This window comes from Thioalkalivibrio sp. ALE19 (assembly GCF_000428605.1).
GTDB lineage: Bacteria > Pseudomonadota > Gammaproteobacteria > Ectothiorhodospirales > Ectothiorhodospiraceae > Thioalkalivibrio.
On record NZ_AUAG01000027.1, the window covers coordinates 1 to 24,475 of the forward strand.

At 68.0% G+C, this 24,475-nt stretch carries 28 protein-coding genes; 18 read left to right on the forward strand and 10 right to left on the reverse strand.

Annotated features, from left to right (window positions below; all coding sequences use genetic code 11):
- Positions 1 to 38: 38 nt before the first annotated feature.
- Together F787_RS0111090 and F787_RS0111095 are read right to left on the reverse strand one after the other, a co-directional pair.
- On the reverse strand, positions 39 to 338 hold the full coding sequence (locus F787_RS0111090) for a hypothetical protein (protein ID WP_028492213.1): 300 nt from the start codon (positions 336 to 338) through the stop codon (positions 39 to 41).
- 196 nt (positions 339 to 534) lie between these two features.
- A complete protein-coding gene (locus F787_RS0111095; RefSeq protein WP_028492214.1) occupies positions 535 to 1,554 on the reverse strand; it encodes a hypothetical protein in 1,020 nt (339 codons plus the stop codon).
- A gap of 307 nt (positions 1,555 to 1,861) precedes the next feature.
- Between F787_RS0111095 and F787_RS0111100 the strand changes: the two genes are divergently transcribed.
- From F787_RS0111100 to F787_RS0111125, 6 genes are read left to right on the forward strand one after another with little or no spacing between them, the layout of a single operon-like run.
- Positions 1,862 to 2,440 (forward strand): YqgE/AlgH family protein, encoded by a 579-nt coding sequence (locus F787_RS0111100; protein WP_018869681.1) that lies wholly within the window; start codon positions 1,862 to 1,864, stop codon positions 2,438 to 2,440.
- A 4-nt stretch (positions 2,441 to 2,444) separates the two neighbouring features.
- Positions 2,445 to 2,846: a Holliday junction resolvase RuvX gene (gene ruvX, locus F787_RS0111105; protein ID WP_018869680.1), complete on the forward strand. Its 402-nt coding sequence runs from the start codon at positions 2,445 to 2,447 to the stop codon at positions 2,844 to 2,846.
- Positions 2,836 to 3,357: a bifunctional pyr operon transcriptional regulator/uracil phosphoribosyltransferase PyrR gene (gene pyrR, locus F787_RS0111110; protein ID WP_028492215.1), complete on the forward strand. Its 522-nt coding sequence runs from the start codon at positions 2,836 to 2,838 to the stop codon at positions 3,355 to 3,357. Before ruvX ends, pyrR begins: the two co-directional genes overlap by 11 nt.
- Positions 3,354 to 4,364 (forward strand): aspartate carbamoyltransferase catalytic subunit, encoded by a 1,011-nt coding sequence (locus F787_RS0111115; protein ID WP_018869678.1) that lies wholly within the window; start codon positions 3,354 to 3,356, stop codon positions 4,362 to 4,364. Before pyrR ends, F787_RS0111115 begins: the two co-directional genes overlap by 4 nt.
- Positions 4,361 to 5,653, forward strand: a complete 1,293-nt coding sequence (locus tag F787_RS0111120) for a dihydroorotase (RefSeq protein WP_028492216.1) — start codon at positions 4,361 to 4,363, stop codon at positions 5,651 to 5,653. Before F787_RS0111115 ends, F787_RS0111120 begins: the two co-directional genes overlap by 4 nt.
- Complete coding sequence (locus F787_RS0111125) at positions 5,650 to 6,546, forward strand: dihydroorotate dehydrogenase electron transfer subunit (RefSeq protein WP_028492217.1); 897 nt, start codon at positions 5,650 to 5,652, stop codon at positions 6,544 to 6,546. The genes F787_RS0111120 and F787_RS0111125 overlap by 4 nt, the downstream gene beginning before the upstream one ends.
- Before the next feature lie 4 nt (positions 6,547 to 6,550).
- On the opposite strand, the gene F787_RS0111130 is transcribed toward F787_RS0111125, so the two are convergent.
- Genes F787_RS0111130 through F787_RS0111140 form a run of 3 tightly spaced genes read right to left on the reverse strand, consistent with a single transcriptional unit; the run spans position 6,551 to position 9,980 of the window.
- Positions 6,551 to 7,660, reverse strand: a complete 1,110-nt coding sequence (locus F787_RS0111130) for a PilT/PilU family type 4a pilus ATPase (RefSeq protein WP_028492218.1) — start codon at positions 7,658 to 7,660, stop codon at positions 6,551 to 6,553.
- Positions 7,661 to 7,715: 55 nt separating this feature from the next.
- On the reverse strand, positions 7,716 to 8,888 hold the full coding sequence (locus F787_RS0111135) for a PilT/PilU family type 4a pilus ATPase (protein ID WP_028492219.1): 1,173 nt from the start codon (positions 8,886 to 8,888) through the stop codon (positions 7,716 to 7,718).
- 57 nt (positions 8,889 to 8,945) lie between these two features.
- Positions 8,946 to 9,980, reverse strand: coding sequence for a type IV pilus twitching motility protein PilT (locus tag F787_RS0111140; protein WP_028492220.1), 1,035 nt, complete (start codon positions 9,978 to 9,980; stop codon positions 8,946 to 8,948).
- A 109-nt stretch (positions 9,981 to 10,089) separates the two neighbouring features.
- Here F787_RS0111140 and F787_RS0111145 point away from each other — a divergent pair, with 109 nt between their 5' ends.
- The 4 genes from F787_RS0111145 to F787_RS0111160 all read left to right on the forward strand — a co-directional run bounded on the left by F787_RS0111145 (position 10,090) and on the right by F787_RS0111160 (position 12,875).
- A complete protein-coding gene (locus F787_RS0111145; RefSeq protein WP_028492221.1) occupies positions 10,090 to 10,797 on the forward strand; it encodes a YggS family pyridoxal phosphate-dependent enzyme in 708 nt (235 codons plus the stop codon).
- A gap of 26 nt (positions 10,798 to 10,823) precedes the next feature.
- Positions 10,824 to 11,645 carry a pyrroline-5-carboxylate reductase gene (gene proC / locus F787_RS0111150; protein ID WP_018869671.1) on the forward strand — a complete coding sequence of 274 codons (822 nt, stop codon included), beginning with the start codon at positions 10,824 to 10,826 and terminating at the stop codon, positions 11,643 to 11,645.
- Between the two features lie 93 nt (positions 11,646 to 11,738).
- On the forward strand, positions 11,739 to 12,308 hold the full coding sequence (locus F787_RS0111155; RefSeq protein ID WP_019569452.1) for a YggT family protein: 570 nt from the start codon (positions 11,739 to 11,741) through the stop codon (positions 12,306 to 12,308).
- A gap of 114 nt (positions 12,309 to 12,422) precedes the next feature.
- The gene (locus tag F787_RS0111160; RefSeq protein ID WP_026279470.1) at positions 12,423 to 12,875 is read left to right on the forward strand and encodes a DUF4426 domain-containing protein; all 453 of its coding nucleotides are present in this window, start codon (positions 12,423 to 12,425) and stop codon (positions 12,873 to 12,875) included.
- Between the two features lie 43 nt (positions 12,876 to 12,918).
- On the opposite strand, the gene F787_RS0111165 is transcribed toward F787_RS0111160, so the two are convergent.
- Positions 12,919 to 13,584, reverse strand: a complete 666-nt coding sequence (locus F787_RS0111165; RefSeq protein ID WP_018947583.1) for a sulfite exporter TauE/SafE family protein — start codon at positions 13,582 to 13,584, stop codon at positions 12,919 to 12,921.
- Between the two features lie 15 nt (positions 13,585 to 13,599).
- Positions 13,600 to 14,094 (reverse strand): TerB family tellurite resistance protein, encoded by a 495-nt coding sequence (locus F787_RS0111170; protein WP_024329642.1) that lies wholly within the window; start codon positions 14,092 to 14,094, stop codon positions 13,600 to 13,602.
- A 125-nt stretch (positions 14,095 to 14,219) separates the two neighbouring features.
- Here F787_RS0111170 and F787_RS0111175 point away from each other — a divergent pair, with 125 nt between their 5' ends.
- Both F787_RS0111175 and F787_RS0111180 read left to right on the forward strand, forming a co-directional pair.
- Positions 14,220 to 14,861: a 7-cyano-7-deazaguanine synthase gene (locus tag F787_RS0111175; RefSeq protein WP_028492222.1), complete on the forward strand. Its 642-nt coding sequence runs from the start codon at positions 14,220 to 14,222 to the stop codon at positions 14,859 to 14,861.
- Complete coding sequence (locus F787_RS0111180) at positions 14,858 to 15,109, forward strand: hypothetical protein (RefSeq protein ID WP_028492223.1); 252 nt, start codon at positions 14,858 to 14,860, stop codon at positions 15,107 to 15,109. Before F787_RS0111175 ends, F787_RS0111180 begins: the two co-directional genes overlap by 4 nt.
- Here F787_RS0111180 and F787_RS0111185 read toward each other — a convergent pair.
- Positions 15,102 to 15,806: an HAD family hydrolase gene (locus F787_RS0111185; RefSeq protein WP_042805909.1), complete on the reverse strand. Its 705-nt coding sequence runs from the start codon at positions 15,804 to 15,806 to the stop codon at positions 15,102 to 15,104. The genes F787_RS0111180 and F787_RS0111185 overlap by 8 nt on opposite strands.
- Positions 15,807 to 15,837: 31 nt before the next feature.
- On the opposite strand from F787_RS0111185, the gene F787_RS0111190 reads away from it, so the two are divergent.
- From F787_RS0111190 to cysQ, 3 genes are read left to right on the forward strand one after another with little or no spacing between them, the layout of a single operon-like run.
- Positions 15,838 to 16,599, forward strand: a complete 762-nt coding sequence (locus F787_RS0111190; protein ID WP_028492225.1) for a hypothetical protein — start codon at positions 15,838 to 15,840, stop codon at positions 16,597 to 16,599.
- Between the two features lie 55 nt (positions 16,600 to 16,654).
- Positions 16,655 to 17,206, forward strand: a complete 552-nt coding sequence (nudE, locus tag F787_RS0111195; protein WP_028492226.1) for an ADP compounds hydrolase NudE — start codon at positions 16,655 to 16,657, stop codon at positions 17,204 to 17,206.
- Positions 17,203 to 18,054: a 3'(2'),5'-bisphosphate nucleotidase CysQ gene (gene cysQ / locus F787_RS0111200; RefSeq protein ID WP_028492227.1), complete on the forward strand. Its 852-nt coding sequence runs from the start codon at positions 17,203 to 17,205 to the stop codon at positions 18,052 to 18,054. The genes nudE and cysQ overlap by 4 nt, the downstream gene beginning before the upstream one ends.
- Before the next feature lie 7 nt (positions 18,055 to 18,061).
- On the opposite strand, the gene F787_RS0111205 is transcribed toward cysQ, so the two are convergent.
- The gene (locus tag F787_RS0111205) at positions 18,062 to 18,907 is read right to left on the reverse strand and encodes a pyruvate, water dikinase regulatory protein (protein ID WP_028492228.1); all 846 of its coding nucleotides are present in this window, start codon (positions 18,905 to 18,907) and stop codon (positions 18,062 to 18,064) included.
- Between the two features lie 3 nt (positions 18,908 to 18,910).
- Positions 18,911 to 21,286, reverse strand: a complete 2,376-nt coding sequence (ppsA, locus tag F787_RS0111210) for a phosphoenolpyruvate synthase (RefSeq protein WP_028492229.1) — start codon at positions 21,284 to 21,286, stop codon at positions 18,911 to 18,913.
- A 92-nt stretch (positions 21,287 to 21,378) separates the two neighbouring features.
- Here ppsA and F787_RS0111215 point away from each other — a divergent pair, with 92 nt between their 5' ends.
- From F787_RS0111215 to F787_RS0111225, 3 genes are read left to right on the forward strand one after another with little or no spacing between them, the layout of a single operon-like run.
- Entirely contained in the window at positions 21,379 to 21,930 is a 552-nt protein-coding gene (locus tag F787_RS0111215) for a RimK/LysX family protein (protein WP_019569445.1), read from the forward strand.
- Entirely contained in the window at positions 21,927 to 23,462 is a 1,536-nt protein-coding gene (locus tag F787_RS0111220) for an inactive transglutaminase family protein (RefSeq protein ID WP_028492230.1), read from the forward strand. The genes F787_RS0111215 and F787_RS0111220 overlap by 4 nt, the downstream gene beginning before the upstream one ends.
- Complete coding sequence (locus F787_RS0111225; protein WP_018869656.1) at positions 23,462 to 24,475, forward strand: alpha-L-glutamate ligase-like protein; 1,014 nt, start codon at positions 23,462 to 23,464, stop codon at positions 24,473 to 24,475. The genes F787_RS0111220 and F787_RS0111225 overlap by 1 nt, the downstream gene beginning before the upstream one ends.

Genomic DNA, 24,475 nt, shown 5'->3' on the forward strand with positions numbered 1-24,475 from the left:
CGGGCTGAATGTCCGGACTTCGTCGACCGCAGGCCCGCTCATAATTTGCGACCGGAGTCCGGCATCAGGAAGAAAACGATCAGAACCACCCATGGCGACAGGTACCATGCGAGCATCACCGGCCCCTGCGCCATCAACGCACCTTCGGGCCGCCCCTGAAAGATCAGGGCCGCGAGGAAGATGCCGACGTTGGGCACCAGAACAATCGGAAGCAGCGCAAGAACGATCCATTTGAACTTTCTCCATCTTCGAACCTGGCGGGAAAACGCAATGATCACGGCCGGCGCGAGAAGGATGACGGCCATAACGCCAATAAGGATCAGATACCCGTAGATCATGCGCGAGGCTTTCCATGTCCCGATTGACTGAAACCGAATATGCGCAGATCAAGCGGTACTAACATCTTTCGCTTGCGCATGCGTGGCGGCAGGTGCCGCCAGCGGGCGCAGATGCGCAAGCCCGGGGGGGCCAGGTTCGGAACAATCAAGTGCGGTCGTCATACTCATTTCCTCCTTGAACGAAGACGATCATTGGCTACGGGGAATCCTGCCCGCGAAATTGCATCACCAGCTCACCGAGCTCACGGTCGATCTCTCTCCAGTCGGGAAGGTATTCGAGGGAGAAGCGATACTCGAGCACGATGCCATGACTGAACGCGCTCTTTACCCTGCAGGAGGGCGAGGGCACATTCTCGGGATCTGCGCAATAGATAACGGATGCTTCGGATTCATCCCGAGGAAGGAAACGGACGCCAGCGCCCCGAAAAACGTCCAGGCCTTGATTGTCCAACTCAATGCCGTAGGGTTTCGCAGCTTCTGCGGGCAAGCGTTGATCCCGGTCGTCAAGCCCCCTTCGCATGGCCCGCACGTTGTTCTCGGTGAAGTCTTCTGCCCAAATCGTTACGTCAATGCGATCACCGCGTCCCCCTCCATCGATATTCCAGAGGTGTTTCTCGTCGGGATCGTAGGGCCTGAGATCGGGGAGAAGGGCGCTGAAGGCCAGCGCTTCGACTTCCACACGCCCTTCCTTTGGACGGGGCCAGTAGCCGCGTTTGGCATACCCCTCCATGAAGAAATATCTCATCGGGATGTCGAAGTGCTGGCCCGCGACCTCGGCACGGACCACCTCCTGTTCAAGATGGTCCGCACCGATACGGTCGTAGACGAGCCGCGTCAGAGGATTGAGAGTCCCCATCACCCCCGCGACCACGAAAGCCAGGATGCCCAGGATCGTGATATGGCGCGGCCAGGCACCGACCGAGAGCCGGAAACTCTTGAGCCCGGGGTCGGGCGTGCCCGGATGGGGATGGCGTCGAAGGAAATGCCACGCCAGGGCCAGCGGCACGACGACGAAAGCCAGCAGAACCACGGCGACGAACGCGGCTTCGCCATGCCGTGACTCCACAAGCCCGGCCACGCCGGTCATCAGCGCCGGAGGCACAGCCAGCACCGCGGCGGCGTAGAAGACCCGTGTGCGAATCGCGGCCCGCCGGCGTTCCGAGAGGATGCCGACGGCCGCCAGGAAGGCGATCGCGTAGGGAATCAGCCAGCCCATGGGGAGCCCCCGGGCTCACGGCCGTGCGCACGCGAGGTTGCCACCGAAGCCAGCGGGCGGGCGGCACCGCGCGACGCCCCCTTCGCCGATGGAAAATCCAGCGAAGTCGGCGCGGACCAGCAAGGCGCTACCAGCTTCGGTGTTGAACCGGAGACTGCATCGTTCCGTGACGAGTCCATGGCTTATCCCTTTCCATGTTCAGGGGTTAAGCATCGTCGGCGTCAGTTTGTCCTGTCAACAGCGGGTCTTGGCGTATCGCGGGATACGGTGATTGATCGCAGCCCGGCACAAGCCGATACTGGATCCCATGGATACCGCAAGCTCAGGCACTCTGGAATCGAGCCTGCGCGATCAGTTCCTGATCGCCATGCCGTCCCTCAACGACGGGCTGTTCAGCCACGCCGTGGCCTACGTGTGCGAACACGACGCGGAGGGCGCGCTGGGGCTGGTGATCAACCAGCCAACGGAACTCACGCTGCGCGACCTGCTGCAGCACGTGGAGCTGGAGCCGAGGGACGACCTGCCGGAGCTGCCGGTGTTCCGCGGCGGGCCGGTACAGCCGGAGCACGGGTTCGTGCTGCATTCCTCGGAGCAGCAGTGGCGCGCGACCCAGCCGCTGACCGATCAGGTCAGCCTGACCACGTCGCGTGACATCCTCGAGGCCATCAATGCCGGCGAGGGTCCGCAGCGGGTACTGATCACCCTGGGGCATGCCGGCTGGGGCCCCGGGCAACTGGAAAGCGAGCTGGGCGAAAACGCCTGGCTGACCGCCCCTTCGGATACGGGGATCCTGTTCGAGACGCCGCCGGCGGAGCGCTGGTCGCGCGCGGCCGAACTCATCGGCATCGACGTCAACCTGATCAGCTCGGCCTCCGGGCACGCCTGAACCCGTGGCCTTCCTGGCGTTCGACTACGGGCGCCGCCGCATCGGCGTGGCGGTGGGCGAACCGCTGACCGGTTCGGCGCGGGGCCTGGTCACGCTGGCCGGCGGGTCGCCGCCGCCGTGGCCACGCATCGACGCGCTGGTCACGGAATGGCGCCCGGAGGGGTTCGTGGTCGGCTGGCCCACCCAGGCGGACGGCCAGGCGACCCCGCTGGGCCCGGCCATCCGCGAATTCGGTGCGGCGCTCGAAGCGCGCTTCGGCAAGCCGGTATACTGGTCGGACGAGCGGCTGAGCTCGCACCTGGCCCGCGACCGCAGCCGGTCGGGCCGCAACGACCCGGGGCTGGATGCCCATGCCGCGGCCGTCATCCTCGAAGGCTGGTTTCTGGAGAATGCCCATGACGCATGAAGTCCCCACCCTGCTCGACGACATGGCCGCGCGGACCCGCGAGCTCCTCGAAGCCCGCGGGATCGAGTCCCCGATCGTGGTCGGCATCCATTCCGGCGGTGTGTGGATCGCCGAACATCTGCGCGAGCGCCTGGGCATCCAGCGTCCGCTGGGCAAGCTGGACATCAGCTTCTACCGCGACGATTTCTCGCGCATCGGCATGCATCCGCAGGTGCGCCCCTCGGAACTGCCGGAGGACCTGGACGGCGAACACGTGCTGCTGGTGGACGATGTCCTGTACACCGGCCGCACCATCCGCGCCGCCCTGAACGAGTTGTTCGACTGGGGCCGCCCGGCCTCGGTCTCGCTGGTCGTCCTGGTCGAGCGTGACGGCCGCGAACTGCCGGTGTGTGCCGCGGTGGCGGGCGCCCACATGGAGCTGGGCCTGGCCGAGCAGATCAAGCTGCGCGGTCCCGAGCCGCTGAGCCTCGAACGCGTGGCGGTGGAGCCCCCGGAGGGCACTGACGGATGACGGAGCTGCCTGCCGCGCACACCAGCCGCCTGCCCCAGCCCGGTCCGCTCCCCAACCGCCTGCAGCTGACCGACGAGGGCCAGTTGCGGCACATGCTCACGATCGAGGGGCTGAACCGCACGCTGCTGACCGAGATTCTGGATACCGCCGAATCGTTCGCCAACATGAACGAGAAGGCGGTCAAGAAGGTCCCGCTGCTGCGCGGCAAGACCATCGTGAACCTGTTCTTCGAGGCCAGCACGCGCACGCGCACCACCTTCGAGCTGGCCGCCAAGCGGCTGTCCGCCGACGTGCTCAACATCAATGTCAGCACCTCGTCGGCGGTGAAGGGCGAGAGTCTGCTGGACACCCTGCGCAATCTCGAGGCGATGAACGTGGACATGTTCGTGGTGCGCCACGAAGAGAGCGGGACCGCGCATTTCATCGCCCGCCACGCGGCCCCGGGAATCAGCGTGCTCAACGCCGGCGACGGGCGCCACGCCCATCCCACCCAGGCCCTGCTGGACATGTTCACCATCCGGCGGCACAAGGGCGATTTCACCAAACTGAAGGTTGCGATCGTCGGCGACATCCTGCACTCGCGTGTGGCCCGCTCGCAGATCCACGCCCTCAACATCCTGCAGACCGGCGAGGTGCGCGTGGTCGCCCCGCGCTCCCTGCTGCCGGCGGATGTCGAGCAGCTGGGCGTGCATGTGCACCATGATCTGGACAGCGGGCTGCAGGATGTGGACGTGGTCATCATGCTGCGCCTGCAGCGCGAACGCATGGAGCACGCCCATCTGCCTTCCGAGCACGAGTATTTCCAGCGCTTCGGGCTCACCGCCCGGCGCCTGCAACTGGCCTCGCCCACCTGCCTGGTGATGCACCCCGGCCCCGCCAACCGCGGCGTCGAGATCGAATCCGCGGTCGCCGACGGCCCCCACTCGGTGATCCTGGAACAGGTGACCTACGGGATCTCGGTGCGCATGGCCGTGATGTCCATGGTGATGGGAGCTCATCAGTCATGAGCGTGGTCATCGAAAACGTCCGCATCCTCGACCCCGCCGACGGTTTTGATGCGGTGGGCGACCTGTGCGTGCAGGGCGAGGAGATCCTCGCGCGCGGCACCACCCCGGAGGGCTTCGAGCCGCGCCGGCGCATCGACGGCAGCGGCCTGTGGGTGTTTCCGGGGCTGGTCGATCTGGCCGCCCGTACCCGCGAACCGGGCGAGGAGCACAAGGCGACCATCGCCTCGGAAACCCGCGCCGCGGCGCGCGGCGGTGTAACCACCCTGGTCATGCCGCCGGATACCCATCCGCCGGTGGACTCGCCGGCGGTGCTCGAGCTGATCACCCGCCGCGCGCGCGAGGCCTGTGGCGTGCGGGTGTACGCCCTGGGCGCCCTGACCCACGGGCTGGAAGGCCAGCAGCTGGCGGAGATGGCCGCGCTGGTGCGCGCCGGCGCCCCCGGGGTCAGCAACGGGCAGCGTCCGCTGGCCAGCCTGCTGGTGCTGCGCCGCGCGCTGGAATATGCCAGCACCTTCGATCTGACCACCGTGCTGTCGGCCCAGGATCCGGCGCTGACCGGCTCCGGCTGTGTGCACGAGGGCCCGGTGTCCACCCGCCTTGGGCTGTCCGGCATTCCCGAGGCCGCGGAGACCGCCGCACTGGGTGCGATCCTGGCGCTGGTGGAACAGACCGGGGCGCGGGTGCATGTCGCACGGCTGTCCACGCGGCGGGGCGCGGAGATGATCGCCAAGGCACGCAGCGACGGCCTCCCGATCAGCGCCGACGTGGCCGCCCACCAGCTGTTCCTCACCGAGGTCGACGTAGCCGAATTCAATCCCGACTGCCACGTAATCCCGCCGCTGCGCAGCCAGCGCGACCGCGACGGGCTGCGGGCGGCCGTGGCCGACGGGAGCATCACCGCCATCTGCTCCGATCACCAGCCGCATGAAGCCGACAGCAAGCTGGGGCCTTTCGCCGACACCCTGCCCGGCATCGCCGCGCTGGAAACCCTGCTGCCGCTGACCCTGCGCCTGGTCGAAGACGGGCTGCTGACCCTGGAGCAGGCCCTGTCGCGGATCACCACCGGCCCCGCGGAGGTGCTGGGACTGGAACATGGCCGCCTGACGCCCGGCGCACGGGCCGATTTCGTGCTGTTCGACCCGGGCGCGATCCACGATCTCCAGCGGGATCAGTGGCTCAGCGCCGGCCACAACACCCCGTTTTTCAACTGGACGTTCGGCGGCGAGGTCCGCGAGACCTGGGTCGCCGGACGCCCTACCTGGACCCGCCCCGGCGAGGACGACGCATGAGCCCGCAGCACCCGCCGCATCGCGGCACCCTGTTCGAAGAGTCCGCCCGTATCCTGGCGCATGAAGATGCGGGCAGTGGCCAGTGGATTCTGCGGGTCGAGGCTCCGGAATGCGCGCGGCGCGCGCAGCCCGGGCAGTTCGCCCATATCCAGTGCTCGCCGCGCCTGCCCATGCGGCGGCCGCTGTCGATCCAGCGCGTCGACCCCGACGCCGGCTGGGTGGAATTCCTGTACAAGACAGTGGGCGACGGCACCCGGGCGCTGGCGGAACAGCCCGTGGGCCGCAGCCTGCAGGTGCTGGGACCGATCGGCCGGCCGTTCACGCTGCACCCGGAGCGGCCGCGGCGCCTGCTGCTGGGTGGCGGCGTCGGCATCCCGCCGATGATCTTTCTCGCCGACCGTCTGCGCCAGCAGGGCGAGGCGGGCACAACCCGGGCGATCCTGGGATCCGAGGTCCCGTTTCCGTTTCGCCCGCGGCCGTCGCAGATCCTGTGGCCGGGGCTGCCGGAGGGCGCCATCGGCACGCTTCCGTTGCTGGAGGACTGGGGCATCTCCTGCCGCCTGACGTCGAAGGCCGGGATTCCGGGGGCGTTCGACGGGTTCGTCACCGACCTCGCACGCGCCTGGCTGAACGGACTGGACCCCGCCGAACGCGGGGAGGTGGAAATCTTCGCCTGCGGGCCGCACCCGATGCTGGAGGCCTGCGCCGAACTGGCCGCGGAATTCGACCTGCCCTGCCAGGTGTCGCTGGAGGAATTCATGGCCTGCGCGGTGGGCGGCTGTGCCGGCTGCACCGTACCGGTGCGCACCGGCGAAGGCGTGGCGATGAAACGGGTCTGCGTCGACGGGCCGGTCTTCGCCTCCGCCGACGTCTTCCCCGAACCGGCCCCGTAACGGGCTATTCCGGCGGCTTGAGCTCTTCCTCGCCGCCTTCCTCGGCGGCCCCCACGCCGCCGCCGAAGTTGAGCTTCCACTCGAGGTTGGCGCGCGAATCGGCCTTGCTCAGCGCCTCGTTGAGCATCACGTCACCCGACTTGAAGAGCTTCACGATCGCCTGGTCGAAGGTCTGCATGCCGACCGAGGCCGATTTCGCCATGACCTCCTTGATCTCCCCGATCTCTTCCTTGTGGATCAGCTCGGAGATGTAGGGCGTGTTCACCAGAATCTCCAGCGCCGCCACCCGCGAGCCGTCCTTCTTCTGCAGCAGGCGCTGGCCAATGATCGCCCGCAGGTTCAGGGACAGGTCCGACAGGATCTGCGAACGGTGATCCTCGGGGAACAGGTTGATGATGCGGTCCAGCGCCTGCGAGGCGTTGGTGGCATGCAGGGTCGACAGCACCAGATGCCCGGTGTCGGCGTAGTTGAGTGCGGCGCGCATGGTCTCGCGGTTACGCACCTCGCCCACCATGATCACGTCCGGCGCCTCGCGCATACCCTCCTGCAGGGCGTGCTCGTAACTGGGCGTGTCGATCCCCACCTCGCGCTGGCCGACGATCGCCCGCTTGTGCTGGAACAGGAACTCGATCGGGTCCTCGACCGTAAGGATGTGCCCGGTATCGATGGTCAGGCGATGGTCGATCATCGATGCCAGCGTGGTCGATTTCCCGGTCCCGGTCGAACCGACCACCAGGATCAGACCGTCGCGGTAGGTCATGAACTCCTTCAGCACCTCCGGCAGGCCCAGCTGTTCGATCGTGGGGATGGAGCTGCGGATGAAACGGATGACCATCGCCACTTCGCCGCGCTGGCGATAGACGTTGACGCGGAAGCGGCCCAGTCCCTCGCGGGTCAGACCGAAGTTGACCGCGGTCTCTTCGTCGAAGATGCGCGCCTGATGGTCGTTCATCATCTCGCGGGCAATGCCCTCGGTCTGCCCCGGCGCCAGGGCCCGTCGCGCGATGGGCTGCAGTACGCCATCCACCTTGATCGACGCCGGCGCCCCGGTGAGGAAGAACAGGTCCGAGGCCGACTTCTGCGCCATCAGCTTGAGATAGGGCTCGATCTGCAGCTGGCGCTTCGCGGACTCCCCGGCGGCCGCACCGTCCGAACCGGTATTCTGTGCTTCAGCGGACACGGAAATCCTCCGGATCGTCTTCCACCGAAATCCCCTCGCCGGTATCGGCCACTGCCGGGGCACCGTCGCGCCGTGCCCGCTCGCTGTCGAGCTTGATCCGCAGGCGCAGGTCGTTCACCGAGTCGGCGTTGCGCAGGGCCTCGTCGTAGCTGATCTCGCCGCTCTCGTAGAGGTCGAACAGCGCCTGGTCGAAGGTCTGCATGCCCTGCTCGCGCGAGCGCGAGATCAGCTCCTTCATGTCGTGCACCGCACCCTTGAGCATCAGATCGGCCATCAGGGGGGTGTTGATCAGGATCTCCACCGCCGGCACACGCCCCTGGTCGTCCTCGCGGCGCACCAGACGCTGCGAAACCACCGCCTTGAGGTTCAGCGAAAGATCCATCAGCAGCTGTTCGCGCCGGTCCTCGGGGAAGAAGTTGATGATGCGGTCCAGCGCCTGGTTGGTGCTGTTCGCGTGCAGCGTGGACAGGCACAGATGACCGGTCTCGGCGAAGGCCACCGCGTAGTCCATGGTCTCGCGGTCGCGGATCTCGCCGATCAGGATCACGTCCGGCGCCTGACGCAGGGTGTTCTTCAGCGCGATCTGGTAATCGTGGGTGTCCACCCCGACCTCGCGCTGGGTCACGATGCTCTTGCCGTGCTGATGCACGAATTCGATCGGATCCTCGATGGTCACGATGTGATCCGACGATGACCGGTTGCGATGACCGATCATCGCCGCCAGCGAGGTCGACTTGCCCGAACCCGTACCCCCGACAAAGATCACCAGGCCGCGCTTCTCCATGGTGATCTCTTCCAGCTGCGGCGGCATGCGGATGTCCTCGAAGCGCGGGATCTCCGAATTGATCACGCGCATGACCATCCCCGCGCTGCCACGCTGGGTGAAGACGTTCACGCGGAAGCGCGCGATGCTCGCCAGACCGACCGCGAAGTTGCATTCCTGATTACGCTCGAATTCGGCCGACTGCTTGTCGTTCATCATCGCGCGCGCCAGTGCCTGGGTATGCGACGGGGTCAGTTTCTGCTCCGTCAGCGGTACCACGCGACCGTCGATCTTGGCCGCCGGCGGCATGCCCACCGTAATGAACAGGTCCGACCCGCCCCGGTCCACCAGGGCCTTCATCAGGTCGTGCATGTACTTGATCGCCTTGTCACGATCCATGGGCATCCTCCGATTGGCGTGGCCGCCCCGCCGGGCGACCATGGCGATAGCTCGAGATTACAGCGCGTCGGGGTTCACGGCCTTGCGGCGGGCGTCCTCGCGACTCACCTGGCCCTGGGCCAGCAGATCCTTCAGGCACTGGTCGAGGGTCTGCATGCCGGTGCCGGCGCTGGTCTGGATGGTGGAGTACATCTGCGCGATCTTGTTTTCGCGGATCAGGTTCCGGATCGCCGGGGTCCCCAGCATGATCTCGTGGGCCGCGATGCGCCCGCCGCCGATCTTCTTCATCAGGGTCTGCGAGATCACCGCACGCATGGATTCCGACAGCATCGCGCGCACCATGTCCTTTTCCGCCGCCGGGAAGACGTCGATGATCCGGTCGATGGTCTTGGGCGCGGAGCTGGTGTGCAGCGTGCCGAACACCAGATGGCCGGTTTCGGCCGCAGTCAGTGCCAGACGGATGGTCTCGAGGTCACGCAGCTCGCCGACCAGGATGGTGTCGGGGTCCTCGCGCAGGGCCGAGCGCAGGGCCTCGGAGAAGCCGTGGGTATCGCGATGCACCTCGCGCTGGTTCATCAGCGATTTCTTCGACTCGTGCACGAATTCGATCGGGTCCTCGATGGTGAGGATGTGCCCGTAGTCGTTCTCGTTGCGGTGGTTGACCATCGCCGCCAGGGTGGTCGATTTCCCCGAACCGGTGGGGCCGGTCACCAGCACCAGCCCGCGCGGGTAGTTGGCGATGTCCTCGAAGATCTTCGGCGTGGCCAGGTCTTCCAGAGTCAGGACCTTGGAGGGGATGGTCCGGAACACCGCCGCCGCGCCGCGGTCCTGATTGAAGGCGTTGACACGGAAGCGCGCCAGCCCCGACACCTCGAACGAGAAGTCCGTCTCCAGGAACTCTTCGTAGTCCTTGCGCTGACGGTCGTTCATGATGTCGTAGATCAGGCCCTGCACTTCCTTGTGCTCCATCACCGGGACATTCACCCGGCGCATGTCGCCATCGATGCGCACCATCGGAGGCATGCCCGCGGAGATGTGCAGGTCCGAGGCCCCGTTCTTGACCGAAAACGCCAGCAGCTGCGTGATATCCATTCAATCCCCCGTTGTTCCGGGCCGCCGCGCGCTCCGTCCGTGGCGACCGTGGATGGCGCCGATAAAGACACCACTTCTGATCATGTCTTCAGGACTATATCATAGGCCAATGAGCACGCCAGAAGCCGCCCTCGAACGAGTTCACGCCCGCATCACGCAGGCCTGCCACCGTGCCGGCCGTCCGCGGGATTCCGTCCGCCTGCTGGCGGTCTCCAAGACCCGCGATGTCGCGGAAATCCGGGCCCTGCACCGCCTCGGCCAGACCGCTTTCGGGGAGAACTACGTGCAGGAGCTCATCGACAAGCACGACGCCCTGGAGGCTCCCCCGGAACCGGCCGGGATCGAATGGCACTTCATCGGCCCGCTGCAGAGCAACAAGACCCGCGCGGTGGCCGAACGCGCGGCCTGGGTCCACACCCTGGAACGCGAGAAGATCGCGCGACGCCTGAGCGAGCAGCGTCCCGAACACCTTGGTCCACTGCAGGTCTGCATCCAGGTCAATGTCTCCGGCGAACCGCAGAAGGCGGGCGTGGAGCCGGACGCACTCGCGGCGCTGGCGGACGCGATCGCCGCCCTGCCGCACCTGCATCTGCGCGGCCTGATGACCCTGCCGGCGGCCGAAACCGACCCGGAACGCCAGCGCATCCCGTTCGCCCGCCTGCGCGAATTGCGCGACGACCTCTGCCGTCGCGGCCACGAACTCGATACCCTGTCCATGGGGATGTCGGGCGACCTGGAGGCCGCCATCCTCGAGGGGGCCACTCTGGTCCGCATCGGTACCGACCTGTTCGGCCCGCGCCCGACACCACCCGCCTGAATCCACCACCCGAGCCCGGAGCCCGCATGTCCACGCATTCCCGCGCAGTCGCCTTCATCGGTGCCGGCAATATGGGCGAGGCCCTGATCCAGGGGCTGGTCGACAGCGGCCGTGAACCGTCCAGCCTGGCCATCGCCGACAGCCGTCCCGAGCGCATCGACGCCCTGCAGCAGCGTTTTCCCGGGCTGGGGGCCGGCGCGGCGGAAGAACTCGCCGGCGACAGCGCCATCCTGGTGCTGGCGGTCAAGCCGCAGACCCTGCCCGAGGTCGCGCCGACGCTGCGCGACGCAGTAGCCAGCGGCGACCCGCTGGTGGTCTCCGTGGCCGCCGGGGTCACCACCGCCCGGCTGGGCGAATGGCTGGGACCGCAGGCGCGCATCGTACGGGCCATGCCCAACACGCCCGCGCTGGTGGGCGCCGGTGTCACCGGCCTGTTCGCCGGGCCCGGCGTGGGCGAGGAAGACCGCCGGGCTGCAACGGCCCTGATGGAGGCCGTCGGCCGCGCCCTGTGGGTGGAAGACGAAGAACTGATGCACGCCGTGACCGCGACTTCCGGCAGCGGTCCGGCCTATGTCTTCCTGATCATCGAGGCCATGCAGGCCGCCGCCGAAGAACTGGGGCTGCCGGCGGAGACGGCGCGCGAACTGACCCTGGGCACCCTGGCCGGGGCCACCCGGCTGGCGGCCAACAGCCCCGAGGATGCCGCGGAGCTGCGCCGGCGCGTCACCTCGCCCGGGGGCACCACCGAACAGGCCGTCAACGCGCTCGAGCAAGGCGATCTGCGCGGCCTCATGAAGCGTGCCATGCAGGCGGCGGCGGCGCGCAGCGAGGAACTCGGCCGGGGCTGACGGGATCGCCCCGGCCATGTCCCTTGGCTTCCCGACAACCCTGGAGGAAAATACGCGTCTTCATTCGCGCCGCGCAGACCGCCAGGAGCCAGCATGAACCCCGGAGCCATGACCACCGGCCAGGAGATCCTCAACTTCCTCATCGGCGTTGCCTTCGGCATCGCCATCATCCTGCTGATGCTGCGGGTCATCTTCGGGCTGGTGCGGGCCGACTACCGCAACCCGATCTCGCAGACCATCCTGATGCTGACCACGCCGCCGCTGAACCTGCTGCGGCCGATCATCCCCTCCATCGGGCGCGTCGACACGGCAGCCATCGTGCTGATGGTCGTCCTCAAATTCCTGGAACTGTGGCTGCGCGTCGCCGTACTGGGCATGGAAGCCGACCCGGTGGTCCTGCTGCTGGTGGCTGTCCGCGAACTCCTGATCACCGCGATCTGGGTGTTCATCATCGCCCTGATCGTCGAAGTCGTGATGAGCTGGGTACAGGCCGGCGGCGGGGGCGGCTACAACCCCATCGCGCGGCTGGCGGCCGACGTGAACCGCCCGATCCTGGGCCCGCTGCGGCGCATGCTCCCGTCCACCGGGGCCATCGACTTCTCGCCGATGATTGCCCTGGTCGGGCTGTATATCCTGACCATCATCGTGCGCGGGATCTTCTGAGACCCGGCTGCGCAAATAGTGCCAGAAGGACTAGACTCGAAATCAGGGGCGGAACCCGCCGCCCGGCTCCGGTATGGATCCCGGGGCATGGTTCAAGCGAATGAGGAGTCCGATATGACAAGAGTGCAGCGTGTTCTCGGTGGCGTCGTCTCGATCGTGGCCGCCCTCGCCCTCGGCAGTTCGGTGGCGAACGCGAACGAGACCGGGTTCGACGATCACGTGGTCTATTACAACGTCATCAACACCACCTTCCTGTCGCCCGAAGTTGCGCGTGCCTATGACGTCCGTCGCAGCAGCAACCGTGCAATGATCAACGTCACCGTCATGGAACGCACCGATGACGGTCTGCAGGCCGTTTCCGCCGATGTCAGCGGCAACGCGGTCAACATGAATCAGCAGTCGCGCAGCCTGCGCTTTCGCGAGATCGAGGACGGCGACGCGATCTACCACCTCTCGGAAATGACGGTGCGCGCGGGCGAAGAAATGACCTTCAATCTGGAGATCACGCCCGCGGGGTCGGACGAGGTCCTGCCGATCGAGTTCGAGCAGAAGTTCTACGTCGACTGAAGTCCGTGCCCGGGGCGGGGCTGCACCGCCGCTCCGGGCCGTTCTAGACCAGCAGAACCACCAGCATCCCGACCCCGTACAGGGCGATGGCCGCTCCCGCGACCCGGCGCACCCAGGGCCGACGCACGAAACCCGCCAGCTTCGCCGCGAACACCCCCATCAGCAGCAGGTTGGGCAGCGTCCCCAGCGCGAACGCCGCCATCAGCGCCGCACCCTCCAGCGCGCCGCCGGCGCTCAGCGACCAGGCCAGCACGCTGTAGACCAGACCGCAGGGCAGCCAGCCCCACAACCCGCCAACCACCAGCGCCTGCCCCGGATTGCGCACCGGCAGAAAGCGCCGGCCCAGCGGCTCGATGCGCCGCCACAGCACGCCGCCCACCTGCTCCAGCCGCGCCAGCACCGGCCACCACCCGGCGATGTAGAGTCCCAGCAGGATCAGGAAGATCGCGGCCACCACCTGCAGGATGGTCTGCCCCGCGGGCAGCCCCCCGAGCAGCGTGGCACCCAGCCAGCCCGCCAGCGCCCCGGCGATGACATAACTGGTCATGCGGCCGATGTTGTAACCCAGCAGCAGCGGCCACACCGGGCCACGGCGCCCGGCATGCCCCATGGAAATGGCCCCCACGATCCCGCCGCACATCCCGAGGCAGTGCACCCCGCCGAGGATGCCCACCGCGGCGGCCGCCAGCAGCGTACCCGGATCAGCCATGATGTCGTGCGACCGTCATTCCCGGCCGCCCTGTTCTTCCGGTGCCTCGCCGCGCTCCTCCAGCACCGCCAGCTTGGTGCGGATGAAGGTGGCATGCGGCACGTACAGCAGGTCCGCCAGCCGCCGGATCACCGCCTCCTGGCGCTTGTGCAGCTCGTCGTTGGCCAGCGCCGAGCGCCACAGGCCTTTCATGATCGCCGCCTTCTGGTCGGCATCGAAGGCAGCGTTCACCTCGCGCACCACCGGATGCAGGGAGACCAGCGCATCGCTCTTTTCCCGTGCGATGTCCAGCAGGGCATCGGCCGCCTCGTCGTCCAGTCCGAACATCTCGATCAGGTTGGCGCGCACGGTCTCCAGCTCCGCATCCACCAGCTGGAAGTCGGCACGGCACACCTCCATCATCAGCGCGGCCGCGGCCCGCTGCAGGCGCTCCTGTTCGTCGCCGGTCTCGCTGTCACTGCGTTCGGCGCGCATCAGCTGCTGCCAGCGCGCCCGCAACTGCTCAATCATCGTCTGTCTGCTCCCGGTGAAGTCCCATCAATGAGGCCACGACCATGCCCCCGGGTTCCGCGGCTCCCACCCCGTCCCCGTCCCGGTCTCTGGCGACGTTCCCGCGCGGCGCATAATTTGTAGCCATGAACCCGGAACCCGACCTGCTCCTGCTCTCCGGCGGCGTCGAAAGCGCCGCCCTGCTGCGCCGATGGTGCGCCGAAAACCGCCCCGTCATCGCCGCCTGGGCCGACTATGGCCAGCGCAATGCCGCGCGTGAGCGGGCCGCGGTCCGCGCCCTGGCCGAAGCCGAGGGCGTGCGCCTGGAAACCGTGGAAACCGGGGCCCTGCGCGAGGCGTTCACCCGGCGTTCCGACTGGGTCGGGCATGTCCCGCTGCCGCAGCGCAATCTGCTGATCCTGGCGCTCGCGGTCAATCTGGCCCAGCACCACGGTGCCGGACGGATCCTGCTCGCGCTCAACCGCGAGGACGCCGGGCACGGCCCGGGCAGCGGCGCGGCCTTCCTGCAGGACTTCGGCTCGCTGGCCGCCCGGCTGGTTCCCGGCCTGTCGGTGGCCGCCCCGCTGCAGGAACTCGGCAAGGCCGATATCATCCGTCGGGGCGCACAGGACGGAGTGCCATGGCGCCTGACCTGGAGCTGCCTGCTGGGTCAGGAACGCCATTGCGGCCGCTGCCCCCAGTGCCACGCCCGCCAGGCCGCCTTCGCCGCGGCCGACGTCCCCGACCCGACCGACTACCGCCAGCCACCCGGACCGCAGACACCATGACCGAAGAAACCCCGCGCCACATCCTCGAACGCCTGGAAATCGCCATCCTGACCGGCGAAACCCTGCAGCTGCACTGGGCCGGCCCCGATGACGGCCCCGATGCCGGGCGCGCCTGGATGGGCCGGGTCACCCCGTGCGAGGTCACCGCGGACGACCACGGGCATCACTGGCTGGAAGGCACCTGCGAGGGCGAGACCGTGCACATCCGTCTGGACCGGATCCGGAACATGCCCACGCCGGTCAAGTGAGCCCGTCCAGCAGATCCGACAGGTCCGCCAGCAGCACCCGGTCATCGCTCGCCATCGGGGTGCCGCGCTCGTCCGGGTAGCGCATGCCGCGCAGCTGGGCGATACCCGCCCGGTGCGCGCTGGCGAGGGCATGCAGGTTGTCGTCCACCAGCAGGGTGCGCGCCGGATCATGCGGGGCCACGCCGTGCAGGCGCTCCCAGAAGGTCGCGTCCTCCTTGGCACAGAACAGGTCATGGGCGGAGACAATGCGGTCGAGATGGTCCCCGATCCCGGTCAGGCGGTGCTTGAAGGCATACACCTCGGGATGCGCGTTGGTCACCAGCACGCGCTCGCGCCCGCTGGCCGCGATCCGGTCCAGGACCTCGACGGCGTGCGGCTTGATCGCCACGTGATGGGCCAGTTCGCGCTTGAGCGCGAGCACATCGAGACCGGTGAAACGCGTCCAGTGGTCGACGCAATACCACTCCAGCCGCCCGCGCACCCGCTGCATCTCGTCTTCCAGCCGCCGGCGCGCGCATTCCGGGTCATCGGGCTGGCAGCGCATGTATTCCTGCGGGATCAGCTCCCCCCAGAACCGGTTGTCGAAGTGCAGGTCCAGCAGCGTGCCGTCCATGTCGAACAGCACGGTATCCACCCGCGACCAGTCCACCGGCGCGGCGGGCGTCTCGGGATTTTTCGCGCGGGTCTGCGAGTCCATGGGATGTGGGAAAGCAACGACGGGATTGACGATGCACAGAATAACCGAAACACGAACCGCACGCGGACCCGGCGCGATTGCGACGGGGCTGATCCTGGCCCTGGGCGGCGCCCTGGCGACGGCACCCGCCATGGCCATGGACCCGGATGACCCGGACTACGACCCGCTGGAGGACGACAGCCTGTGGGAGGACGGTCCCCCGGGCCCCGGTCAGGTGGATCCCGAGGACGCCCAGACCACCAGCCCGGAACTCCGGATCTACGCCGAGCCGCCGGCAGAGCGCGACACACCGCTGCATCACCACGACAACCACCTGACCCTCGACGAAGACAGCCTGAACGACGGATGGGTGCGGCTGCGCCAGTGCCATAGTGGCCTGGCCGAGATCAGCCGTATGTCCATCGTGTACAATGAGCCGAACATCCGGGGCCTGCGGGTGGCCAGCGCCGACGAGGTCGAAGATGCCTGGGCCGAGGACGACCGGGTCGTCGTCATTGGCGTCACCGAGGCCTCGGAGCTGTGCGTCGAAGCCGAGATGCGCGTGGTCGAGAACCGGGGCAACGGCGAATACGTGCTGGAGAACGGGCCGTTCATGCGCCGCTTCCTGGACGGCTACTTCCCCATGCGCGTGACGCTCACGCTGTCCTGGGGGGATCTGGACCTGTCGCTGGAAGACACGATCCCCGAACGGCAGCCCGGCGTGGACGTCCGGGGTTTCGAGCACGGCATGATCCTGGACACCACCTTCGAGGGCGAGCTGGAGACCCGGATCCGGCTGAGCCGCGACGAGTGACCCGCGTCCGGGAGCAGCCTGTCTGCTCCCGGACGCCCCGACCGATGGACCCGCAATGAGCCGCGACAAGCCCGCCGTCCACGAACGCCGCACGGTGGCCCGAAGCCGCCTGTTCGAAGTGGAGGAGCTGGACCTGGAATTCAGCAACGGGGCCCACGCCTGTTTCGAACGCCTGGTCAGCCGCGGCAACGGGGCCGTGATCATCGCCCCGGTACGCGACGATGGCCATGTCCTCCTGATCCGCGAATACGCCGCCGGCACCCACCGCTACGAACTCGGCCTGCCCAAGGGGCGCATGGAGCGCGGGGAGGAGATCATCGCCGCGGCCAACCGCGAGATCATGGAGGAGGTCGGTTATGCCGGCCGTCGCCTGACGGCGATGGGCAGCCTGACCGTGGCCCCCGGCTACATGAGCCATCAGACCCATCTGGTCCTGGCCGAGGACCTCTACGAGCAGCGCGCCGAGGGTGACGAACCCGAGACCATCGAGGTGGTGCCCTGGCCCCTGGAAGCCCTGGAGGAACTGGTGCAGCGCGAAGACTGCACCGAGGCCCGCTCCATCGCCGCCCTGTACATGATCCGCGAACACTTAAGGAAACAATCTTGACCGACAATGCATCCGCCGCCGTACCCGAAGGCGCGGCCCTGTCCGCCCTGCTCAACGAGGTCGGCACCGTGGCCGAGGACGCCGGCCGCGCGATCCTCGAGATCTACGAGACCCGCTTTGCCGTCACCGAGAAGGACGACCGCTCGCCGCTGACCGAGGCCGATCTGGCCGCCCACCGTGTGATCAGCGACGGACTGCGCGAGATCGCCCCGCAGTGGCCGGTGCTGTCGGAGGAAGGCCAGGACATCCCGTTCGCCACCCGCCAGGACTGGGACACCTACTGGCTGATCGACCCGCTGGACGGCACCCGCGAGTTCGTGAAGCGCAGCGGCGAGTTCACCGTCAACATCGCGCTCATCCACAACCATGAACCGGTGCTGGGCGTGGTCTGGTGCCCGGTGCTGCAGCGCCTGTACGCCGGGCAGATCGACGGCGAGGCCTTTCGCCGTGACGCCGACGGGCCGCGCACGTCCATCCACGTGTCCACGCCACGCTCTCCGGAAGAAACGGTCCGGGTGGCCGGCAGCCGCTCGCACGGCGCCGAACGTCTGAACGCGGTGCTGGAACGGCTCGGACCGCACGAACTGGTCAGCCTCGGCAGTTCCATGAAGCTGTGCCTGGTGGCCGAGGGCAGCGCCGACATCTACCCGCGTCTGGGACCGACCTCGGAATGGGATACCGCCGCCGCCCACGCGGTGGTGCGCGCGGCCGGCGGCCGCGTCACCGATCTGGACGGCAACGAGTTGCGCTACAACACCCGCGACAGCCTGCTGAACCCGGAATTCCTGGTCTGCAACGGCGACCCCGCCGACTGGCTCGCCCGCCTCGGACTGCCCGACGCCGCGTAACGCGCGCTCAGCGCGCCTGCGGGTCCAGCAGGTCGCGCACCCGGGTGGCGATCTCCTCGATCGAGCGTTCGGTCACGTCGAGCTGCGGGATCTCCCAGACCTCCAGAAAGGTCGCGATCGCCCGGGTCTCGGAGCGGCACTGCTCCAGGCTGGCGTAGCGGCTGCCCGGGCGCCGCGCCTCGCGGATCTGTGCCAGACGCTGCGGATGAATGGTCAGCCCGACCATGCGCCCCTCCAGCCCGCGCAGGGGCTGCGGCATGTGCGGCGTCCCGCCATGATCCAGGTCTTCCGGCACCAGCGGATAATTGGCCGCGAACAGGCCGTAGTGCATCGCCAGATACAGGCTGGTGGGGGTCTTGCCCGAGCGCGAGGCCCCCAGCAGCACCACGTCGGCCACCGCCAGATCGGTACTGGCCAGGCCGTCGTCGTGTGCCAGGGTGTAGTTGAGGGCATCGATCCGGCGATCGTAACGCTCGGCATCGCCGCGCCCGTGGGCCCGCCCCGGAACCGCCTCGGCCTGTGTCCCCAGGATCGCCTCCAGGCGTCCCAGGTGTTCCCCGAGCACGTCGATCACCGGCACCGGGCAGTTCTCCAGCTGCGCCCGCAGCTGCCCATCGGCCAGGGTCGCCACCACCAGCGCCGGTTGCGGCCCCTGCTCGATGCGCGCGAACGCCGACGACAGACGCCCGGGTGACTGCACGAACGGAAGACGGTGCCAGTCCGGCGCCAGCGCCGGGAACTGGGTGAACAGCGAGCGCGCCAGGGTTTCCGCGGTGATGCCGGTGCCGTCGGAGACCAGATAGACCTGCGGGCAGCGCGGTTCGCCCGAAGCAGCCGGATCGCCGGCGCCCATCGTTCAGCCCCCGCCGCCCGCCTGACGCAGCTGCGCCAGGCTCTTCCAGGTGGAGATCAGCGCATCCGGGTTGAGCGACAGCGAGTCGATACCCTGTTCCATCAGCCAGCCGGCCAGCTCGGGGTAGTCCGACGGCGCCTGGCCGCAGATCCCCACGTACTTGTCCTTGCGCCGCGCCGCCTGGATGGCCAGCGCCAGCAGCTGCTTCACGGCCTCGTCGCGCTCGTCAAAGGAGTCCGCCACCAGCCCGGAGTCGCGGTCCACGCCCAGCGTCAGCTGGGTCAGGTCGTTGGAGCCGATGGAGAACCCGTCGAAACGCTCGAGGAAGGCATCCGCCAGCAGGGCGTTGGACGGGATTTCGCACATCATCACGACCTTCAGGCCGTTCTCGCCGCGCTTCAGGCCTTCCTCCTCCAGCACCTGCAGGACGTCGTCGGCCTCCTTCAGGGTGCGCACGAACGGCACCATGATCTGCACGTTGTCCAGGCCCATCTCGTCACGCACCCGGCGCAGCGCCTCGCATTCCATCGCGAACGCCGGGCGGAACACCGACGCGCGGTAGCGCGAGGCCCCGCGGAACCCCAGCATCGGGTTCTCCTCCTCCGGCTCGTAGCCGCTCCCGCCGATCAGATGCGCGTATTCGTTCGACTTGAAGTCCGACAGCCGCACGATCACCGGCTCCGGCGCGAAGGCCGCCGCCAGGGTCGCCAGCCCTTCCGACAGCTTGCGCACGAAGAACTCGCGCGGGCCGTCATCGAAGCCGTGCAGGCGCTCGGCGATCCGCTCGCGCACCGCCGGCTCGAGGCGCTGCGGATCCTCGGCATAGTCCAGCAGCGCCAGCGGATGCACGCCGATGGTGCCGTTGATGATGAACTCCAGCCGCGCCAGACCGATGCCCGCATGCGGCAGCTGCGAGAAGGCGTAGGCGCGCCCGGGGTTGGCGACGTTGAGCATCAGCTTGAGCGGCAGCTCCGGCAGCTCCTCCGGGCTGGCCTGCTCCACCTCGAAGGGGATGTACCCCGGGTACACGTAGCCGTCGTCGCCCTCGGCGCAGGACACCGTGGCCTCGAAGCCGTCGCTCAGCTTCTCGGTGGCATCGCCGCAGCCGACCACCGCCGGCACGCCCATCTCGCGCGCGATGATCGCGGCATGGCAGGTGCGCCCGCCGCGGTTGGTCACGATGGCCGCGGCGCGTTTCATGATCGGCTCCCAGTCGGGATCGGTCATGTCCGCCACCAGGATGTCGCCCTCTTCCATGCGGTGCATCTCGTCGGGCGACTCCAGCACCCGCACCACGCCGCTGCCGATCCGCGAGCCGATCGCGCGCCCGGTCACCAGCGGCTCGACGTCGTGCTCGCCCAGCCGGTAGGTCTCGCCACCGCCGACCTCCACCCGGCTCTCCACCGTCTCCGGGCGCGCCTGCACGATGAACAGCTCGCCGGTCTCGCCGTCCTGCGCCCACTCGATGTCCATCGGCCGGCCGTAGTGCTGCTCGATCGCCACCGCGAAACGGCCCAGCTGCTCGGCGTCGGCATCCGACAGGCAGAAACGCCGGCGCAGTTCTTCCGGAGTATCCTCGGTCTGCGTGCCGTCCTCGGTGAGCACCATGCGGATCGCCTTGGTGCCCAGCGTGCGGCCTATCACCGCGCGCTTGCCGGCCGCCAGCGCCGGCTTGTACACCTGATATTCGTCGGGGTTCACCGAGCCCTGCACCACGGTCTCGCCCAGCCCCCAGGCGCCGGTGATGAACACCGCGTCACGGAAGCCGGTTTCGGTGTCGAGGGTAAAGATGACCCCGGAGGCGCCGATGTCCGAGCGCACCATGCGCTGCACCCCGGCGGACAGCGCCACCTCGTCGTGGGCAAAGCCGTTGTGTACGCGGTAGGCGATGGCACGGTCGTTGTACAGGCTGGCAAAGCACTCGCGCACCCGCTGCAGCAAGGCATCGATGCCGCGCACGTTGAGGAAGGTCTCCTGCTGTCCGGCGAACGAGGCCTCGGGCAGGTCCTCGGCGGTGGCCGACGAGCGCACCGCCACCGGCACGTCCTCGCCCAGCTTCGCGTAATGCTCGCGGATCGCGTCTTCCAGCTCCTGCGGCAGCGGAGCGGCCTCGATCCAGCCGCGCACCTCGCGCCCGGCGTCGCGCAGGGCCTCGATGTCGTTGATGTCCAGCCCGGCCAGCCGCTCCTTGATACGGGCATCCAGCCCGTCGCGCGCCAGGAACGTGCGAAACGCCGAGGCAGTGGTGGCGAAACCGCCCGGCACCCGCACCCCGGCGGCCCCCAGCTGCCCCAGCAACTCGCCCAGAGAGGCATTCTTGCCACCGGTCTCGGCAACATCGTTCATGGTCAGGTCGGCGAGGTCGATCACCCAGCTCATGGCCGGCTCCTTGATTGTGTGAATCGGGTCGGGGCGGCGCAGGCGGACATGCCGTATCCTCGAGGACTCTTCCCTGCACCCTTGCGGACGGTATGCACCTGCCCATCAGTGTACTCAAAACGGCCACGGTTTTTGTGGCCCTGCTAGCGCCCGTGGCGTGGCTCCCCGCGACCGCCGGAACGCCCTCTTCCCTGACCATCCTCGGCACGGTCGAGAACGCCGGCATCCTCCAGGAGGACATCACCCTGGAAGCGCGCCTGGATACCGGCGCCACGTCTTCGTCCCTCAACGCGCTTCAGCAGGAAACCTTCGAGCGCGATGACGAGAAGTGGATCCGTTTCGAGATCGTCGATCCGGAGGACGCGGACGCACGCATCACCCTGGAACGCCCGATCGAGCGCAGTGCCCGCATCCGTCAGCATAGCGGCGAACTCGATGAACGGCACGTCGTGCGCCTCGAACTGTGCCTCGGCGACCGGAAGATCGAAGCCGACACCACCCTGGTGGACCGCACGGAACTCACCTACCAGCTGCTGGTGGGCCGCAGCCACATGGCCGGGCACATCCTGGTGGACTCCGGCAACGAACACCTGCTGCCACCGGACTGCCCGACGGACGAAGACAGCACTGACGCCGTCGAATGAAACGGTTCCATCTGCCCCTGCTGATCCTGCTCCTGCTGGGGGCGGGGTTCGGCATCTTTCTCTACAAGGCCACCCTGCTCGACATGCCCCTGCAGCCGGGTGCGACGGCCGACACCTGGGTGGTGGAATCGCGCATCCGCTTCCAGCCAACCGGCGGGGCGGCCGAAGTCCGGCTGCGCATCCCCGAACGGCTCCCGAACTTCGCCCGGCTGGACGAGAACTTCATATCCCGGGGCTACGGCCTGACCACCTCGCACGGCACGGATGACCGCGTCGCGCAGTGGACCTCGCGCGACCCGCGCGGAGAGCAGACGCTCTATTACCGCACCACGCTCTATCGCGACGCCAGCGCCGGCCCCCATGCGGAGTACCCCGGACCGGTGGCGCCCCGCGAATGGGACGAACCCTTCGATTCGGCCGCCGAAGCCCTGATCCAGAGCGTGCGCGAACGCTCCTCCGGCATCCAGAGCTTTGCCACGGTGCTGGTCCGGGACCTGGGAGGCGCGGGAGCGGACGGCAACGCGTCGCTGTTCGTGATGGATGACGGCAACCGCGAACTGCGCACGCAGACCCTGATCGACCTGCTCTCCGTCGCCCGCATCCCCGCCCGCGCGGTCACGGTCATCCCGCTGCGCGACGGGCATCGCAATATCGAGCCGGAGACCTGGCTGGAGGTGCACAACACCGAACGCTGGGTTCCGGTGCATCCGCTGAACGGCAACATCGACTACCCCGACGACGTGGTGGTCTGGAGCCATGGCGACGCGCCGATCCTCGAGGTCCGTAACGGCACCGGAGAAGAACTGCGCTTCGCGGTGACCCGCAGCGTGCAGGACGCGCTGGGCACCGCTCAGCGTCTGGGGGAGACCCTGGACACCCGCATCCTCGATTTCTCGCCGCTGGAACTGCCGCTGGGCACGCAGAACACCTATCGCGTGCTGCTGATGGTCCCCCTGGGAGCGATGATCATCGTGCTGCTGCGCAACGTGATCGGCATCCAGACCTTCGGCACGTTCATGCCGGTGCTGATCGCCCTGTCCTTTCGCGAGACCCAGCTGCTGGCCGGAGTCATCCTGTTCACCCTGATCGTCTCGCTCGGACTGGCGGTGCGTTTCTACCTGGAACACCTGCGGCTCCTGCTGGTACCCCGCCTGGCCGCCGTGGTCAGCGTGGTGATCATGCTGATGCTGGCGCTCTCGATCCTGGCCCACCACCTGGGACTGGAACGCGCGCTGGCCCTGTCGCTGTTCCCGATGGTGATCCTGGCCATAACTATCGAGCGCATGTCGGTGGTGTGGGAGGAACACGGCCCGGCGGACGCGATCTCCCAGGGGGTCGGCAGCCTGATCGTGGCGGCCGCGGCCTATGGCCTGATGGCCAGTCGCCAGCTCGAGCACCTGCTGTTCGTGTTCCCCGAACTCCTGCTGGTCATCCTCGCCGTGACCCTGCTGCTCGGGCGTTACACCGGCTACCGCGTGACCGAGCTGTTCCGCTTCGGGAAGATGCAGGACGCCCTGAGGAAACCCGACTGATGGGCGGCTGGTGGCCCCGTTTCGTGCGCCCGTCGACCCTGCGCCGACAGGGCATCCTCGGCATGAATGCGCGCAACGGCCTGTACATCGCCGAATACAACGCACGGCGCCACTATCCGCGCGTGGACGACAAGCGGATGACCAAGCAGCTGGCCAGCGCCGCCGGCCTGGCCGTGCCGGAGCTCATCGGTGTCATTCACAGTCACCACCAGCTGCGCGGCCTGGAACGGCAACTGCGCGAATACGCGAACGGTTTCGTCATCAAACCGGCCCATGGCGCGGCCGGCGACGGGATCATGGTGATCTCCGGCTGGCGCGGTGAGCGGCTCCGCCGGGCCGGCGGGCGCATGCTCGAGATCAGCGAGCTGCAGGACCATGTGTCCGGGATCCTGTCCGGGATGTACAGCCTCGGCGGGCGTCCGGACGTGGCACTGATCGAGGAACGCGTGGAGTTCTCCGAGGTCTTCGCCGAGGTGACCCATACCGGCGTTCCGGACATCCGCACGGTGGTCTATCGCGGATACCCGGTAATGGCCATGCTGCGCCTGCCGACGCAGGAATCGGACGGCAAGGCCAACCTCCACCAGGGGGCGGTGGGCACCGGCATCGACCTCGCAAGCGGACACACCCTGGGCGGCGTGCAGCACAACCAGCCCGTATGGGTCCACCCGGACACCGAGGCCAGCCTGGTGGACCTGGCGATCCCGGGGTGGGACAAACTCATGGAACTCGCCGCGGGCTGCTACGAACTCAGCGGCCTCGGCTATCTGGGCGTCGACGTGGTCATCGACCGCCGCCACGGCCCGCTGATTCTGGAGCTCAACGCGCGGCCGGGGCTGGCGATCCAGATCGCCAATGGCGAAGGCCTTCGCCCCCGCCTGCGCGCGGTCGACGAGCACATTCGCAAGACCGCCGAAGAACCCCAGGCGGCACGTGCGGCCTGGGCCGCCGCCCGTTTCGGCTGCCGCCCCGCCGGCTTCGGCGCCGTACCGCACGAACGCCACGCCGACTGA

What these genes read in the sequence shown, in the direction of transcription:
- F787_RS0111180 (WP_028492223.1), top strand. Translation starts at nt 14,858, where the DNA reads ATGACCGAAGAAACCCCGCGCCACATCCTCGAACGCCTGGAAATCGCC.
- F787_RS0111145 (WP_028492221.1), top strand. Translation starts at nt 10,090, where the DNA reads ATGAGCACGCCAGAAGCCGCCCTCGAACGAGTTCACGCCCGCATCACG.
- F787_RS0111165 (WP_018947583.1), bottom strand. Translation starts at nt 13,584, where the DNA reads ATGGCTGATCCGGGTACGCTGCTGGCGGCCGCCGCGGTGGGCATCCTC.
- F787_RS0111215 (WP_019569445.1), top strand. Translation starts at nt 21,379, where the DNA reads ATGCACCTGCCCATCAGTGTACTCAAAACGGCCACGGTTTTTGTGGCC.
- F787_RS0111190 (WP_028492225.1), top strand. Translation starts at nt 15,838, where the DNA reads ATGCACAGAATAACCGAAACACGAACCGCACGCGGACCCGGCGCGATT.
- F787_RS0111155 (WP_019569452.1), top strand. Translation starts at nt 11,739, where the DNA reads ATGAACCCCGGAGCCATGACCACCGGCCAGGAGATCCTCAACTTCCTC.
- F787_RS0111185 (WP_042805909.1), bottom strand. Translation starts at nt 15,806, where the DNA reads ATGGACTCGCAGACCCGCGCGAAAAATCCCGAGACGCCCGCCGCGCCG.
- F787_RS0111120 (WP_028492216.1), top strand. Translation starts at nt 4,361, where the DNA reads ATGAGCGTGGTCATCGAAAACGTCCGCATCCTCGACCCCGCCGACGGT.
- F787_RS0111225 (WP_018869656.1), top strand. Translation starts at nt 23,462, where the DNA reads ATGGGCGGCTGGTGGCCCCGTTTCGTGCGCCCGTCGACCCTGCGCCGA.
- F787_RS0111115 (WP_018869678.1), top strand. Translation starts at nt 3,354, where the DNA reads ATGACGGAGCTGCCTGCCGCGCACACCAGCCGCCTGCCCCAGCCCGGT.
- nudE (WP_028492226.1), top strand. Translation starts at nt 16,655, where the DNA reads ATGAGCCGCGACAAGCCCGCCGTCCACGAACGCCGCACGGTGGCCCGA.
- F787_RS0111160 (WP_026279470.1), top strand. Translation starts at nt 12,423, where the DNA reads ATGACAAGAGTGCAGCGTGTTCTCGGTGGCGTCGTCTCGATCGTGGCC.
- F787_RS0111135 (WP_028492219.1), bottom strand. Translation starts at nt 8,888, where the DNA reads ATGGATCGTGACAAGGCGATCAAGTACATGCACGACCTGATGAAGGCC.
- F787_RS0111170 (WP_024329642.1), bottom strand. Translation starts at nt 14,094, where the DNA reads ATGATTGAGCAGTTGCGGGCGCGCTGGCAGCAGCTGATGCGCGCCGAA.
- F787_RS0111100 (WP_018869681.1), top strand. Translation starts at nt 1,862, where the DNA reads ATGGATACCGCAAGCTCAGGCACTCTGGAATCGAGCCTGCGCGATCAG.
- F787_RS0111175 (WP_028492222.1), top strand. Translation starts at nt 14,220, where the DNA reads ATGAACCCGGAACCCGACCTGCTCCTGCTCTCCGGCGGCGTCGAAAGC.
- F787_RS0111220 (WP_028492230.1), top strand. Translation starts at nt 21,927, where the DNA reads ATGAAACGGTTCCATCTGCCCCTGCTGATCCTGCTCCTGCTGGGGGCG.
- F787_RS0111125 (WP_028492217.1), top strand. Translation starts at nt 5,650, where the DNA reads ATGAGCCCGCAGCACCCGCCGCATCGCGGCACCCTGTTCGAAGAGTCC.
- F787_RS0111205 (WP_028492228.1), bottom strand. Translation starts at nt 18,907, where the DNA reads ATGGGCGCCGGCGATCCGGCTGCTTCGGGCGAACCGCGCTGCCCGCAG.
- F787_RS0111095 (WP_028492214.1), bottom strand. Translation starts at nt 1,554, where the DNA reads ATGGGCTGGCTGATTCCCTACGCGATCGCCTTCCTGGCGGCCGTCGGC.
- proC (WP_018869671.1), top strand. Translation starts at nt 10,824, where the DNA reads ATGTCCACGCATTCCCGCGCAGTCGCCTTCATCGGTGCCGGCAATATG.
- ppsA (WP_028492229.1), bottom strand. Translation starts at nt 21,286, where the DNA reads ATGAGCTGGGTGATCGACCTCGCCGACCTGACCATGAACGATGTTGCC.
- pyrR (WP_028492215.1), top strand. Translation starts at nt 2,836, where the DNA reads ATGACGCATGAAGTCCCCACCCTGCTCGACGACATGGCCGCGCGGACC.
- F787_RS0111140 (WP_028492220.1), bottom strand. Translation starts at nt 9,980, where the DNA reads ATGGATATCACGCAGCTGCTGGCGTTTTCGGTCAAGAACGGGGCCTCG.
- F787_RS0111090 (WP_028492213.1), bottom strand. Translation starts at nt 338, where the DNA reads ATGATCTACGGGTATCTGATCCTTATTGGCGTTATGGCCGTCATCCTT.